Below are 13,709 nucleotides of genomic sequence, written 5' to 3'. Positions count from 1 at the left end.
GATGTGGCGAAGTCGGGTGGTTGGTGGTCGTCCATGAGGCGGCGCCCGATCCGAAAACTCGTCTGGGCGGTCTCCCGCTTCGGCCAGCGTCCGGAACATTCGGGCCAGCGCTCCGCGCGAGCACTCCTGGCGGATCGGGACGACATGACTCCGACCCAGACCGCTCGTCATCTCCGCGAGCTGGCGCAGTGGTTGGAGGAGGTGGCCGAGGCGACGGCCAGCAGGGCCCGCGCCATCGAGGCCGAGTACGGCGAGGTGTTCCGGACCGCTTACACGATCTCCGGCAAGTACTACCAACCGTACCTGGACTACCGGGCCGCGCCCGAGAAGATCGCCACCGCTCTCCGGCTGCGCAACCGGGCCCTCGCCCTGGCTCGTACCTATGACCGCCGGGCCAGCCGGCAGGCGCGGTTGGGCGACCGGGCCGACCTCGCGGTACTACGCGAGCGCGGCGACACCGCCGGCCTGCTGAAGGCGTTGAGCCACCGAAACCAGGACACCCGCCTGCGTGCCCTCTGGTTTCTTGCCGACCTACGTCATCCCGCCGCCGTGGAGCCGTTGATCGGCATGCTCGACGATCCCGCGCTGGCCGAGCAGGCGGCCAGGGCGCTCAGCCACATCGGCGACGCACGTGCCGTGCCGCCGCTGATCTCCCTTGCCGAGGGTAGAGGCGGTGCGAGCGACACCGCCGTCATCGCGCTCGGTAACATCGGTGATCCCCGAGCGACCGACATCCTGCTCAAGCGTCTGGCCGATCCCACCGAACTCGTCCTCAACACCGTGGCCGGAGCGCTGGGAAGGCTCGGCGACCAGCGGGCGGTGGAACCCATGCGCGCCGTCCTGAGCCGTCTCCGAGCCACCACGCCGGAGAACGACGTACAGAAACGCCTCCAGGCACTCTTCTGCACCTCCATCGAAGAGGCGATCGACGAAATCCTCCGCGTGAACGGCTCCGGAGCCGATGACGCTCCCTCCGGTCACGTGCGCTGACCGACGGGGCACCTGACGGTCAGTTGCCGGGGAAGTAGGCGGCGAGCTTCCGGCGGAAGTGGGCCGAGTAGAGCCGGCCGAGCGCCGAGTTGCCCCGGAAGCAGGCGGCCGTGCCCGTGCCGGCGTCCACCACCACCGGGCGGGCCATCGCGGCGAACCGGACCCGCTGCCCGTGCTGTGCCCAGGCCACCGCCTCCGGCTCGACCTGCGTGCTCACCAGGGTGGGGAAGACCGCGACTCCGCTCTGCAAGCCGCGCAGCTGCCCCTTGCGGGCCACGACGTTGTCCAGGGCCGAGGTGGTGAACTGCTCGATCGCGCTCGCCGTGACCACGGGTGCCGGCGCGGCGATGGTGAACAGGTGCAGCTTGGTGGCCATCCACTGCACCTTGAAGTCGGCGCGGTAGCCGACCAGCACCGGTACGCCGGCCCAGTCCTCGGTCGTCACGACACATCCGTCGGCCCGCAGCCGCTCTGCCGTGGCGTCGAGATAGGTCCGGACCGGGTCCGTGGTCGTCCTGTCCGTCTGTTCCATCTGCCCCACCTGTTCCTCGCTGCCTCCGCCGGTCCGCCCGGCGACGTCATCTAACGCCAACCGGACGGTCACGTCGAGCCGGCACCTCGGTCGGTGTCCTCAAGATCACCTTCGAGCCGGAGGTACGTCTCCCGCAGCGCCGCCATCGTCGCCGGGTCCGGCTTCGCCCAGAGCCCCCGGTCGGCCGCCTCGGAGAGCCGCTCGATGATGTTGCGCAGCGCCCACGGGTTGGACCGGCGCAGGAACTCCTGGTTCTCCGCGTCGAGGGCGTACGTCTGCGCCAGGTCCTCGTACATCCAGTCGGCGACGACCCCGGCGGTGGCGTCGTACCCGAAGAGGTAGTCCACGGTGGCGGCCAGCTCGAACGCGCCCTTGTAGCCGTGCCGGCGCATCGCCGCCAGCCAGCGCGGATTCACCACCCGGGCCCGGAACACCCGGGCGGTCTCCTCGGTCAGCGAGCGGGTCCGCACCGCGTCCGGAGTCGTGCTGTCCCCGATGTACGCCCTCGGCGCCTGCCCGGTCAGCGCCCGCACCGTGGCGATCATCCCGCCGTGGTACTGGAAGTAGTCGTCCGAGTCGGCGATGTCGTGTTCCCGGGTGTCGGTGTTCTTCGCCGCCACCGCGATCCGGCGGTACGCGTCCTCCATCTCCTCCCGGGCCGGCCGCCCGTCCAGGCCGCGCCCGTAGGCGAAGCCGCCCCAGACGGTGTAGACCTCGGCCAGGTCGGCGTCGTCCCGCCAGTTCCCGCTGTCGATCAGCGGCAGCAGCCCGGCACCGTACGCGCCCGGCTTGGAGCCGAAGATCCGACTGGTGGCCCTGCGCTCGTCGCCGTGCCGGGCGGCGTCGGCCCGGACGTGTGCGCGCAGGAAGTTCTGCTCGTCCGGCTCGTCGAGCGCGGCCACCGCCCGGATCGCGTCGTCGAGCAGCAGCACCACGTGCGGGAAGGCGTCCCGGAAGAAGCCGCTGATCCGCACCGTCACGTCGATGCGCGGCCGGCCCAGCTCGGCCAGCGGCACGATCTCGAAGCCGTTGACCCGGCGGGACGCCTCGTCCCAGGTCGGCGTCACACCGATCAACGCCAGCACCTCGGCCACGTCGTCCCCGGCGGTACGCATCGCCGAGGTGCCCCAGGCGGAGAGCCCGACCGAGCGCGGCCACTCGCCGGTGTCCCGGCGGTAGCGCTCGACCAGCGAGGTCGCCATCGCCTGCCCGGTCGCGTACGCCAGCCGGCTCGGGATCGCCTTCGGGTCCACCGTGCAGAAGTTCCGGCCGGTCGGCAGCACGTTGACCAGTCCGCGCAGCGGCGACCCGCTCGGCCCGGCCGGCACGTACCCGCCGTCGAGGGCGTGCAGCAGGTGGGTCAGCTCGTCGGTGGTCCGGGCCAGCCGGGGTACCACCTCGGTGGCGGCGAACTCCAGCACCGGGCGTACCGCCGCGCCGCGCGGGTCGTCGTCGCCGAGCACGTCACGCAGTACGGCCGGTACCGCCTCGACCGCCCAGCCCCGGGCCTGGAGCGCCTCGACCAGGGTCCGGGCCACCGCCTCGACCCGGTCGACCTCGGCGGTGCCCTGCTCGTCCGCGCCCTCGGTCAGGCCGAGCGCGGCCCGCAGCCCGTCGACGGCGCCGGCCTGCCCGCCCCAGACCTGCCGGGCGCGCAGGATCGACAGCACCAGGTTCACCTGCGCCGCGCCGCTCGGCGGTTCGCCGAGCACGTGCAGGCCGTCCCGGATCTGCGCGTCCTTGACCTCGCAGAGCCAGCCGTCCACGTGCAGCAGGAACTCGTCGAACTCGGCGTCGTGCGGGCGCTGCTCCAGCCCGAGGTCGTGGTCGAGCCGGGCGGCCTGGATCAACGTCCAGATCTGCCCCCGGATCGCCGGCAGCTTGGCCGGGTCCATCGCGGCGATGTTGGCGTACTCGTCGAGGAGCTGCTCCAGTCGCGCGATGTCGCCGTAGCTCTCCGCCCGGGCCATCGGCGGCACCAGGTGGTCGACGATCACCGCGTGCGCCCGCCGCTTCGCCTGCGCGCCCTCGCCGGGATCGTTGACCAGGAACGGATAGACCAGCGGCAGCGAGCCGAGCACCGCGTCCGGACCGCAGGAGGCGGAGAGCCCGACGGTCTTGCCAGGCAGCCACTCCAGCGAGCCGTGTTTGCCGAGGTGCACCACGGCGTCCGCGCCGAACTCCTCGTCCAGCCACCGGTACGCGGCCAGGTAGTGGTGCGTCGGCGGCAGGTCGGGATCGTGGTAGATGGCGACCGGGTTCTCGCCGAAGCCGCGCGGCGGCTGGATCATCAACACGACGTTGCCGGCCCGCAGGCAGGCGAGCACGATCTCGCCGTCCGGGTCGCGCGAGGTGTCGACGTAGAGCTGTCCGGGTGGCGGCCCCCAGTGCGTCACCATCGCCTCGCGCAGCTCCGCCGGCAGCGCGTCGAACCAGCGCCGGTAGCGGGCCAGCGGGATCCGTACCGGGTTGGCGGCGAGCTGCTCCTCGGTCAGGAACTCCTGGTCCTGGCCGCCGGCCGCGATCAGCGCGTGGATCAGCCGGTCACCGTCGGGCAACCCGGCGTCCCGGGAGCCGGCATCAGGGGAGTCGGCGTCGGGGGAGTCGGTGCCGGGGGAGCGGGCGTCGGGTCCGGTCTCGCGGACGGTCGCCGGGACGAGTCCGGGCAGCGCGTCCGGGCCGTCGACCGGGCCGACGTCGTAGCCGAGGTCGCGCATCGCCCGGAGCAGGCGTACCGCGCTTTCCGGGGTGTCCAGCCCGACCGCGTTGCCGACCCGGGCGTGCTTGGTCGGATAGGCCGACAGCACCAGGGCGATCCGGCGTCGTTCGGTCGGGGTGTGCCGGAGCCGGGCCAGCCGGACGGCGGTGCCGGCGACCCGGGCGGCCCGCTCCGGGTCCGCCACGTAGCGCGGCAGCCCGTCGGTGTCGGTCTCCTTGAACGAGAACGGCACCGTGATCAGCCGCCCGTCGAACTCCGGCACCGCGACCTGGGTCGCCGCGTCCAGCGGCGAGAGGCCGTCGTCACTGTCCGACCAGGCCGCTCGGGTGGAGGTGAGGCAGAGCGCCTGGAGGATCGGCACGTCCAGCGCGGCCAGCGCCCCGACGTCCCAGGCTTCCTCGGTGCCGCCGGCAGCGGCGTCCGCCGGCCGGGTGCCACCGGCGGCCAGCACCGTGACCAGCAGCGCGTCGGCCGCACCGAGTGTCGCCAGCAGCTCCGGTTCCGGGGTACGCAGGCTGGCGCAGAAGACCGGCAGCGCCCGGCCGCCCGCCTCCTCGACGGCGTCGGCGAGCGCGTCGACGAAGCCGGTGTTCCCGCTGAGCTGGTGCGCCCGGTAGTAGAGGATCCCGACCACCGGCCCGGTCGCCGGGCCGGCCGGGCGGGGCCGGACGCCCCAGGTAGGTTGCGCGACCGGCGGGGCGAAGCCGTGCCCGGTCAGCAGCACCGTGTCGGAGAGGAAGGCGTGCAGTTCGCGCAGGTTCTCCGGCCCGCCCTGGGCCAGGTAGGCGTGCGCCTGCGCGGCGGTGCCGGCCGGCACCGTGGACCGGGCCATCAGGTCGGCGTCCGGGGTCTGCTCGCCGCCGAGCGCCACCACCGGCCGGGTGCCGGCCCGCAGCGCCGCCAGCCCCTCGGCCCACATCCGGGCGCCGCCGAGGATGCGTACCACCACCAGGTCGACGCCGTCGACCAGGTCGGTCAGCTCGGCCGGGTCGATCCGGGCCGGGTTCGCCAGCCGGTACGCCGCGCCGCTGGCCCGGGCCGACAGCAAATCGGTGTCCGAAGTGGACAGGAGCAGGATGGTGGCAGCGTCCGCCGCAGGCATGGGTGGCTCCTCCCCGGGTCCGCGCCCGTGGTCGTGGTCCGTTGTGACGGCGGTCCGGAGTGTCTGGCTCCCGACCCGTACGCAGGTCGGTGACAGTGGCGGGACCGCCCCGGACTCGCACCGGGTTCCTCCGGGTCCACCGCGTGATGCTTTTCTCGCCGCCGGTCGACGCCGAGGACCACGACTCTACGATGAGCCCGTGTCCGCCCTCGCCACCCCGTCCCCCCGGCCGCCGGAGGACCGCTGTCCCGGTGCGCTGCGGGCCCACCGGGCCGCCGACGGGCTGCTGGTCCGGGTGCGGCTGCCCGGCGGTCAACTCCGCCCCGGCCAACTGCGGGTCCTCGCCGACCTCGCCCGGGTCGAGTCCGACGGCGCGCTGGAGCTGACCTCCCGGGGCAACCTCCAGCTCCGCCGCCTCGCCGACGACGCCTCGGTACGCCGGGTCGCCGACCGGATCGCCGAGGTGGGGCTGCTGCCCACCGCCACCCACGAACGGGTACGCAACCTGCTCGCGTCCCCGCTGAGCGGGCGGGACCGGGCCGGGCGGCTCGACGTACGCCCGATGGTGCGGGACCTGGACGCGGCGCTGCGCGGCGCCGCCGACCTGGCGTCGCTCAGCGGGCGTTTCCTGTTCGCCCTCGACGACGGCCGGCACGACGTCGCCGCCCTCGGCGCGGACCTCTGCTGGACCGGCGACTCGCAGGTGCTCTGGCTGGCCGGCACCGACACCGGGCTGCGGGCCGGTCCGGAGGATGCCGTCGAGCTGCTGATCGCGGCCGCCCGTGCCTTCCTGCGGGTCCGCGGCGACCGCCGGGACCTGTGGCGGCTCGCGGACCTGCCCGACGGGCCGGCCCGGGTTACCGCGGCACTCCGTCCCGACGGCACCGCGGTCCCGGCCGAGCTGCCCTCCGCGCCGAGCGGGTCGGCGCCGGCACCGGCGGTGGGCCTTCATCCGGGCGGTGTGCTGGTGGCCGGTACCCGGCTCGGCCGGTTGACCGCCGACCAGGCCGAGCTGCTGGCCGACCTCGCCGGCACGGACGAGATCGTCGTCACGCCGTGGCGCAGCCTGGTGCTCGACACCGAGGGACCCGATATCGTCGGCCGGCTGGCCACGGCCGGCCTGCTGGTCGACCCGGCCTCGCCCTGGCTCGGTGTTACCGCCTGCACCGGACGGCCCGGCTGCGCCAGCGCGCTCGCCGACGTACGGCGGGACGTCACCGGGGCGCTGGCCGACGCCGGTACGGCGGGCGGGGCGGCGCTGCCGGCGCACGTGGCGGCGCTTCCGGTGCACGTGGTGGGTTGCGAGCGTGGCTGCGGCCGACCGGCCGGACCGGCCGTACTGGCGGTCGCCACCGGCACCGGGTACCGGATCGAGGCCGGCGGCACCAGCCGACCGGGCACCCCGGCGGCCGCCCTGGCCGCACGGGCAGAGAGGCAGAAGTGAGCTACGAGTACATCCGCGACGGTGCGGAGATCTACCGGCGGTCGTTCGCGACCATCCGGGCCGAGGCCGACCTCTCCGCGCTGCCGCCGGAGCTGGCGCCGGTGGTGGTCCGGATGATCCACGCCAGCGGCAGCGTCGACCTGGTCGACGACGTCGAGGCCGCGCCCGACCTGGTCCGCGCCGGTCGGGCCGCGCTGCGGGCCGGTGCGCCGATCCTCTGCGACGCGGTGATGGTCGCCGCCGGCATCACCCGGGCCCGGCTGCCCCGCGACAACGAGGTGCTCTGCACGCTGCGCGACCCCGAGGTGCCCGACCTCGCCCGCCGGCTCGGCACCACCCGGAGCGCCGCCGCGCTCGAACTGTGGCGGGACCGGCTCGACGGTGCCGTGGTGGCGATCGGCAACGCCCCCACCGCGCTGTTCCGGCTGCTGGAGATGATCGACGAGGGCGCCGCCCGACCGGCGGCGATCGTCGGCGTACCGGTGGGGTTCATCGGGGCGGCCGAGTCGAAGCAGGCGCTGGCCGAGCACGGCGCCGGCATCCCGTACCTGGTGGTGCACGGCCGGCGCGGCGGCAGCGCCGTCACCGCCGCCGCCGTCAACGCGATCGCGAGCGAGGTCGAATGAGCGCGACCGAGCTGGCCGGCGGGTCGACCGGGGCCGGTGGCCGGGTGGGGACGCTGCGTGGCGTCGGCGTCGGGCCGGGCGATCCCGAACTGGTGACGGTGAAGGCAGCCCGGGTGATCGGCGCCGCCGACGTGGTCGCCTACTACTCGGCCCGGCACGGCCGGAGCATCGCCCGGTCCATCGCCGCGCCCTACCTCCGGGACGACCAACTGACCGAGCCGCTGGTCTATCCGGTCACCACCGAGACGACCGACCATCCGGGCGGCTACGAGGCGGCGATCACCGAGTTCTACGACGCCAGCGCCGAGCGGCTCGCCGCGCACCTGTCGGCCGGCCGGGACGTGGTGGTGATCTGCGCCGGGGACCCGATGTTCTACGGCTCCTACATGTACCTGCACGAGCGGCTCGCGCACCGGTTTCCCGCCGAGGTGGTACCCGGGGTCACCTCGATCAGCGCCGCCACCGCCGTACTGGGGCGGCCGCTGGTGGAGCGGGACGAGGTGCTCACCGTACTGCCCGGGACGTTGCCGGCCGACGAGCTGACCCGCCGGCTGGCCGACACCGACGCCGCCGCCGTACTCAAGCTGGGGCGGACGTTTCCGCAGGTACGGGCGGCGTTCGCCGATGCCGGACGGCTGGCCGACGCCTGGTACGTCGAGCGGGCCACCACCGAGGGTGGCCGGGAGCTGCCGCTGGCCGAGGTCGACCCGGACGGGGTGCCGTACTTCTCCCTCGCCGTGCTGACCAGCCCCACCGGCGACGCCGTGGCGGCCGGTGTCGGCGCGGACCCCGGCGTGGCGCCATCGAGCACTCCGGCCGCAGCGCGAACCGGGTCGACGGCAGCGGTAACCGGCTCGACGGCAGCGCTGACCGGCTCGACGGCGGCGACCGGGGGCGGGGAGCCGGCCGGCGGGGTGACGGTGGTCGGCCTCGGTCCCGCCGGCACCCGCTGGCTCACCCCGGAGACCAGCCAGGCGCTGCGCGAGGCGGAGCACCTGGTCGGCTACGGCCCGTACGTCGACCGGGTGCCGCACCGCCCCGGACAGCACCGGCACACCTCCGGCAACCAGGTCGAGATCGACCGGGCCCGGCACGCCCTGGAACTCGCCCTGGCCGGCGCCCGGGTGGCCGTGGTCTCCTCCGGTGACCCGGGAGTCTTCGCGATGGCCACGGCGGTGCTGGAGGTCGCCACCACCGACGAGCGGTTCGACGCCGTACCGGTACGGGTGCTGCCCGGGCTGACCGCGGCGCAGGCGGCGGCGAGCCGGATCGGTGCCCCGCTCGGCCACGACTTCGCGGTGCTCTCGCTCTCGGACCGGTTGAAGCCGTGGGCGGTGATCGAGCAGCGGTTGGCCGGTGCGGCCGCCGCCGACCTGGTGCTGGCGCTCTACAACCCGGCCTCGGCCAGCCGGCGGTGGCAGGTCGAGGCGGCCCAGAAGGTGCTGCTGCGGCACCGGAGCGCCGACACGCCGGTGGTGATCGCCCGGGACGTGGGCCGACCGGGGGAGCGGATCACCGTGGTACCGCTGGCCGACCTCGATCCGTCCGATGTGGACATGCGCTGCCTGCTGATCGTCGGTTCCTCCACCACCCGGACCGACCGGCGGGCGGACGGTTCGACCGTGGTCTGGACGCCCCGCACCTACCCCGGCTGAGCACCGCCGGCCCGGCCAGGCTCCCGGCCGGTCAACCTGCCGGGAGCGCCCGCTCCAGCCAGGCGAGCGCCGCCGTCACCTCGCCGACCGCCGCCGGCAGGGCGACCGGCGCCGGTCGGTCCACCAGCACCACCGGCAGCCCCAGCTCGCGGGCGGCGGCCAGCTTCGCCATCGTGTACGTCCCACCACTGTCCTTGCTGACCAGCACGTCGATCCGGTGCGCGGTCAGCAGTTCCCGCTCCGCCGCCACCCGGTAGGGTCCCCGGTCGCGGAGCAGGGTGACGTTGTCCGGCAGCGGGACCGTCGGCTCGTCGACCACCCGGACCAGCAGCCAGGTGCCGGTCAGGTGCAGAAAGGCGCCGAGCCCCTGCCGGCCGGTGGTGACGAAGGCCCGGCGGCCGAGCCGGGGCAGCAGGTCGGCGGCGGCGGCGAGATCCGGTACCCGGTGCCACCGGTCCCCGGGACCCGCCGTCCACCCGGGACGCTCCAACCGCAGGTACGGCACCCCGGTCGCCTCGGCCGCCTGCACCGCCGACGACCTCATCCGGGCCGCGTACGGGTGTGTGGCGTCGACGAGTACGTCGATCCGGTGCTCGACCAGCCAGCGGGCGAGTCCGGCCGGTCCGCCGAACCCGCCGATCCGCACCTCGCCGACCGGCAGCCGGGGGTCGGCGACCCGCCCGGCCAGCGAGGAGACCACCACGGTGTCGGGGCGGTCGACCAGCGCGGCGGCCAGCTCCCGCGCCTCGGCGGTGCCGCCGAGCAGCAGCACCCGGGTCGTCACGGGCGCGACGGTATCGGCCGGCCCCGGTCGGCACAACGGTACGGTGCTGCGGCGGTGACCTCCGACACCCGGGGCGGGCGGTGCGCCGTACCGGCCGACGGTGGGCCGCGCCGCCCGAGCGGTGTCCCGGTTGACCGGCGGGTACCGCCCGGTTACGGTCGACTGGCCATCTGCGGCGGTACGAGGGAAGCCGGTGAAAGTCCGGCGCGGTCGCGCCACTGTGAGCGGTCCCGACCCGGTCGGGGTCCCGCGAGCCAGGACGCTCGGTCGTCGCAGCCTGTCGACGGGGACGCGTCATCCCCGAGGAGGTTCTACGCGCATGTCCAGCCCTGCTCCGGCCCGCCCGCTCTCCCAGCCGGTGGTCTCCGCCCGGCTACTGTGGACGGCCCTCGCCGTCGTCGCGCTGCTCGCCCTGCTGGTCTACCTGGTCGCCTTCGACCAGGGGGCCGTCTCGCGCAGCGGCATGTACCTGCACGAGCTGATGCACGACGGTCGGCACCTGCTCGGCGTCCCCTGCCACTGATCGACCCAGCACCGTGCCGACGTTTCTGTCCGTACTGCTGCGTGGCCTGCTCGCAGGCCTGGTCGCCGGTCTGATCGCCGGGACCTTCGCCTATCTCGTCGGCGAGCCGCGGATCGACGCCGCGATCGCGATCGAGGAAGCGGCGACCCACTCCACCCCCGGCGTCGAGGCCGACCACCACGCCGAGGAACTCGTCGGCCGGGATGGTCAGCGCGCCGGGCTGTTCCTGGCCACCGGGCTCTTCGGTGCCGCGATGGGTGGCCTGCTCGCCACCGGGTACGTCCTGCTGCGCCGTCGACTGCACAGCACCGACGACGGCCGGGCGGCGCTGCTGCTGGCCGGCGGGGCGCTGCTCGGGGCGGTCGTCGTACCGTTCGGCAAGTATCCGGCGAACCCTCCGGCGGTCGGCAACCCGGACACCATCGACCAGCGGACCGGCAGTTACCTGCTGCTGGTGGTGCTCGGTCTGGTGGCGGTCTGGGCCGGTGCGCTCGCCCACCGCTCGGTCCCGCCGCACACCCCGTACGCACTGCGGGCTGCGGCGGCGGTCGGCGGCTTCCTGCTGGTCGCCGTGGTGGCCTACACCGTGCTGCCGTCGTACCGGGAGGTGCCGGACGACTTCCCGGCGACCCTGTTGTGGGAGTTCCGGCTCGCCTCGCTGGGTACCCAGGTGGTGCTCTGGACCGGGATCGGCCTGCTCTTCGCCGTGTTGCTCGGCTGGCGGGGTCGGGACCGACGGCCAACTGTCGACGGTGGACCGGGGCGGTCCGCCGGGACGCCGGACGGTGCCGGGGTTCCGGCCGGACGGTGAGCCCGACCAGTCTGCACCTGGTCGCCCACGCGCACACCGTCGCGCTGCGCCGGGCGGTGTTCGGCGGCGACGACGGCCTGGACCGCGCCGGCCTGGCGGCGGCCCGCGCCCTGGCCCACACCGGGTCGGGTCGGCGCGGGCCGTTCGGTCGGGTCGACGCCTGCCTCAGCACTCCGGCCGAGGCGGGCCGGCAGACCGGGTACGCGCTGGGCCTGCGGCCGACCGCCGTGCCCGCGCTCGCCGACTGCGACTACGGCCGGTGGACCGGGCTCTCCCTGGCCGAGGTCGCCGCCCGGGAGCCCGACGCGCTGCGGGACTGGCTCGGTACCCCCGGGGCGGCCCCGCACGGCGGCGAGTCCGTGCGGGCGCTGCTCGACCGGGTCGACGGCTGGCTGGCCGGGGAGCTGGGCCGGGGCGAGCGGATCGTCGCCGTCACCCATCCGGTGGTGGTCCGGGCCGCGCTGGTCCGGGCGCTGCGGCTGCCGGCCGACACCTTCTGGCGGCTGGAGGTGGCGCCGCTGGCGGTGGTCCGGCTGACCGGACGCGGCCCGGGGTGGCAGCTCCGGCTCACCGCCCCGCCCGCCGCCGGGGTGGGCGCCGAGCCGGAATAACCGGCGGGTGGGCCAGGTTGCCCGGGTATACTTGACGCGTCAACGAGACGGGGGAGGGTCGTGCGGACACAGCGGGGTCTGATCCGTCGGCACGCCCGCATCGTCGCCGCCGTGCTCGGAATGCGACCGGAGCGGCCCCTTCCGGTGCTGGCCGCTCCCGCCGCGAGGACTTCCCGATCATGAACGGCTCGTCGCTGCCCCGGATCGCCGTACTCGGTGCCGGGCACGTCGGCCCGGTGATCGCCCGGGTCGCGCTCGCGGCCGGCCACCGGGTGACGATCGCCGCCTCCGGTGACCCCGAGAGGATCGCCCTGATCACCCAGATCCTGGTGCCGGGCGTCGAGCCCCGGTGGGCCGCCGACGCCGTACGCGACGCCGACCTCGTGGTACTGGCGATCCCGCTGCACCGGTTCGCGGACTTCGACCCCGGACTCGTCGCCGGCAAGCTGGTCGTGGACACGATGAACTACTGGCCGCCCACCGACGGCGTACAGGCGCTGTTCGAAGACCCCCGGTACGGCAGCAGCGAGATCGTGGCCCGCCGGCTCGACCGGTCGACGGTGGTGAAGACGTTCAACCACGCCGGCTACCACCAGATCGAGGAGGAGCGCCGGCCGGCGGGTGACCCGGACCGGCGCGCGCTCGGGGTGGCCGGTGACGACAGGGCGGCGACGGATCTGGTGGCCGAGGTCGTCGAGCGCATCGGCTACGACGCCGTACGGCTGGAGAGCCTCGCCGCCGGACGGCTGCTCGAACCCGGCGGCCCGGTCTTCGGCGCCTCGCTGCGCCGCCCCGAGTTCGAACTCGCCGTCCGGGGCGTGCTGCGGTAGGTCGCCCCGGACGGGGGTTCACCAGGCGTGCTCCGGCGACCGGCCGGTCTCGCCGGGAACCGTGATGCTCACCCGGTCGAGCCGGTCCGGGTCGCCGATCACCTCGACGGCGTGGATCCGGCCCGCCTCGACGGTGAGCCGCAGCACGGCGCGGAGCCGGCCGCGCGGAGCGATCACGATGCCGGGGCTGCCGTCGATCCAGGCGACACCGCCGCGCCGGGCCCGGGCGGCGAAGTGCCGGGTCTCCTCCGCCACCGCCCGCGCCCCGCGCAGCTCGGTCGGCATCCCGGCGGGCAGCAGCACCGGGTCGGCCCGGCGCACGACGTCGGGGGCGAGCAGGTCGAGCAGGGTCTCCAGGTCACCGCCCCGGGACGCGGCGAGGAAGGCCGCCACCAGCGGGAGGTGCCGGGCGGCGAGCCGCCGCTGCCCGGGAGCCGACCCCCGCACCCGGTCCCGGGCCCGGCTCGCCAGCTTCTTCGCCGCCGCCGGGGTACGGTCCAGCACCCGGCCGACCTCCTCGAACGGTACCGAGAAGAGGTCGTGCAGTACGAAGGCGACCCGCTGCGCCGGTGAGAGCCGGTCCAGTACGACGAGCAGCGCCAGCCCGACCGACTCGGCGAGCAGCACCTCCTCCTCCCCGGTCCGGGCCGGCGCGGTCAGCGGGGTCGCGCCCGGTGCCGGGAACTCCGGGTCGGGGAGGGCGACCTCGGCCCGGCGGCTCCGGGCCCGGAGCACGTCCAGGCACTCCCGGGCGGTGACGGTGGTCAGCCAGCCGGTCAGGTTGCGTACCTCGCCCAGGTCGGCCTGGTCGGCCTTCAGCCAGGCCCGCTGCACGGCGTCCTCCGCGTCGGGCAGCGAACCGAGCAGGCGGTAAGCGACCGCCCGCAGGTGCTGCCGGTCGCGGGCGAACCGGTCGGCGAGGAATTCGTCGGGGCTCACGGGTCACCTTCTCCAGGCATCAGACGTCATGGGGGTGACCAGCCCGAGACGACCGTGTCCGTGAGAGCCGAGGAGAACGACCCCGTGAGACTACCGATGGTGCCCCGCGCCGAGCGCTCGGCCCTGCCCGTCCACCGGCAGCC

Annotated in this window: 12 protein-coding genes and 2 riboswitches; of the genes, 8 read left to right on the top strand and 4 right to left on the bottom strand. The window is 74.8% G+C overall.

Annotated elements, in window-relative coordinates; translation table 11 throughout:
• The first annotated feature begins 144 nt into the window (after positions 1–144).
• Positions 145–990 (top strand): HEAT repeat domain-containing protein, encoded by an 846-nt coding sequence (locus C6361_RS08345; protein WP_234359404.1) that lies wholly within the window; start codon positions 145–147, stop codon positions 988–990.
• A gap of 19 nt (positions 991–1,009) precedes the next feature.
• Here the strand turns inward: C6361_RS08345 and C6361_RS08340 are convergent, their stop codons facing one another.
• Together C6361_RS08340 and cobN are read right to left on the bottom strand one after the other, a co-directional pair.
• Positions 1,010–1,522 (bottom strand): levansucrase, encoded by a 513-nt coding sequence (locus C6361_RS08340; protein ID WP_107270820.1) that lies wholly within the window; start codon positions 1,520–1,522, stop codon positions 1,010–1,012.
• A gap of 68 nt (positions 1,523–1,590) precedes the next feature.
• Entirely contained in the window at positions 1,591–5,343 is a 3,753-nt protein-coding gene (cobN, locus tag C6361_RS08335; protein ID WP_107267364.1) for a cobaltochelatase subunit CobN, read from the bottom strand.
• Positions 5,344–5,400: 57 nt separating this feature from the next.
• Positions 5,401–5,474: riboswitch (cobalamin riboswitch) on the bottom strand.
• A 68-nt stretch (positions 5,475–5,542) separates the two neighbouring features.
• Here cobN and C6361_RS08330 point away from each other — a divergent pair.
• From C6361_RS08330 to C6361_RS08320, 3 genes are read left to right on the top strand one after another with little or no spacing between them, the layout of a single operon-like run.
• Positions 5,543–6,787 carry a precorrin-3B synthase gene (locus tag C6361_RS08330; protein ID WP_107267363.1) on the top strand — a complete coding sequence of 415 codons (1,245 nt, stop codon included), beginning with the start codon at positions 5,543–5,545 and terminating at the stop codon, positions 6,785–6,787.
• Positions 6,784–7,413 (top strand): precorrin-8X methylmutase, encoded by a 630-nt coding sequence (locus tag C6361_RS08325; RefSeq protein WP_107267362.1) that lies wholly within the window; start codon positions 6,784–6,786, stop codon positions 7,411–7,413. The genes C6361_RS08330 and C6361_RS08325 overlap by 4 nt, the downstream gene beginning before the upstream one ends.
• Entirely contained in the window at positions 7,410–9,068 is a 1,659-nt protein-coding gene (locus tag C6361_RS08320; RefSeq protein ID WP_107267361.1) for a precorrin-2 C(20)-methyltransferase, read from the top strand. Before C6361_RS08325 ends, C6361_RS08320 begins: the two co-directional genes overlap by 4 nt.
• Before the next feature lie 31 nt (positions 9,069–9,099).
• Here the strand turns inward: C6361_RS08320 and C6361_RS08315 are convergent, their stop codons facing one another.
• On the bottom strand, positions 9,100–9,852 hold the full coding sequence (locus C6361_RS08315; protein WP_107267360.1) for a cobalt-precorrin-6A reductase: 753 nt from the start codon (positions 9,850–9,852) through the stop codon (positions 9,100–9,102).
• 185 nt (positions 9,853–10,037) lie between these two features.
• Positions 10,038–10,115, top strand: a riboswitch (cobalamin riboswitch).
• A gap of 56 nt (positions 10,116–10,171) precedes the next feature.
• Here C6361_RS08315 and C6361_RS08310 point away from each other — a divergent pair.
• The 4 genes from C6361_RS08310 to C6361_RS08295 all read left to right on the top strand — a co-directional run bounded on the left by C6361_RS08310 (position 10,172) and on the right by C6361_RS08295 (position 12,627).
• Positions 10,172–10,375: a CbtB-domain containing protein gene (locus C6361_RS08310; protein ID WP_107256901.1), complete on the top strand. Its 204-nt coding sequence runs from the start codon at positions 10,172–10,174 to the stop codon at positions 10,373–10,375.
• A gap of 13 nt (positions 10,376–10,388) precedes the next feature.
• Positions 10,389–11,186 (top strand): CbtA family protein, encoded by a 798-nt coding sequence (locus C6361_RS08305; protein WP_107256899.1) that lies wholly within the window; start codon positions 10,389–10,391, stop codon positions 11,184–11,186.
• Complete coding sequence (locus C6361_RS08300; protein ID WP_107267359.1) at positions 11,183–11,797, top strand: histidine phosphatase family protein; 615 nt, start codon at positions 11,183–11,185, stop codon at positions 11,795–11,797. The genes C6361_RS08305 and C6361_RS08300 overlap by 4 nt, the downstream gene beginning before the upstream one ends.
• Positions 11,798–11,976: 179 nt before the next feature.
• Positions 11,977–12,627 carry an NADPH-dependent F420 reductase gene (locus C6361_RS08295; protein ID WP_107267358.1) on the top strand — a complete coding sequence of 217 codons (651 nt, stop codon included), beginning with the start codon at positions 11,977–11,979 and terminating at the stop codon, positions 12,625–12,627.
• Positions 12,628–12,645: 18 nt separating this feature from the next.
• On the opposite strand, the gene C6361_RS08290 is transcribed toward C6361_RS08295, so the two are convergent.
• Positions 12,646–13,566: a sigma-70 family RNA polymerase sigma factor gene (locus C6361_RS08290; protein ID WP_107267357.1), complete on the bottom strand. Its 921-nt coding sequence runs from the start codon at positions 13,564–13,566 to the stop codon at positions 12,646–12,648.
• Positions 13,567–13,709 lie beyond the last annotated feature (143 nt).

This window comes from Plantactinospora sp. BC1 (genome assembly GCF_003030345.1).
Lineage (GTDB): Bacteria > Actinomycetota > Actinomycetes > Mycobacteriales > Micromonosporaceae > Plantactinospora.
The sequence above is the reverse complement of the archived record's forward strand: the minus strand, read 5'-3'. Positions and strand labels throughout refer to the sequence as shown.

Excerpts from the sequence above, each read along its gene's own strand:
- C6361_RS08295 (WP_107267358.1), top strand. The coding sequence starts at position 11,977 with ATGAACGGCTCGTCGCTGCCCCGGATCGCCGTACTCGGTGCCGGGCAC.
- C6361_RS08320 (WP_107267361.1), top strand. The coding sequence starts at position 7,410 with ATGAGCGCGACCGAGCTGGCCGGCGGGTCGACCGGGGCCGGTGGCCGG.
- C6361_RS08340 (WP_107270820.1), bottom strand. The coding sequence starts at position 1,522 with ATGGAACAGACGGACAGGACGACCACGGACCCGGTCCGGACCTATCTC.
- cobN (WP_107267364.1), bottom strand. The coding sequence starts at position 5,343 with ATGCCTGCGGCGGACGCTGCCACCATCCTGCTCCTGTCCACTTCGGAC.
- C6361_RS08310 (WP_107256901.1), top strand. The coding sequence starts at position 10,172 with ATGTCCAGCCCTGCTCCGGCCCGCCCGCTCTCCCAGCCGGTGGTCTCC.
- C6361_RS08345 (WP_234359404.1), top strand. The coding sequence starts at position 145 with ATGACTCCGACCCAGACCGCTCGTCATCTCCGCGAGCTGGCGCAGTGG.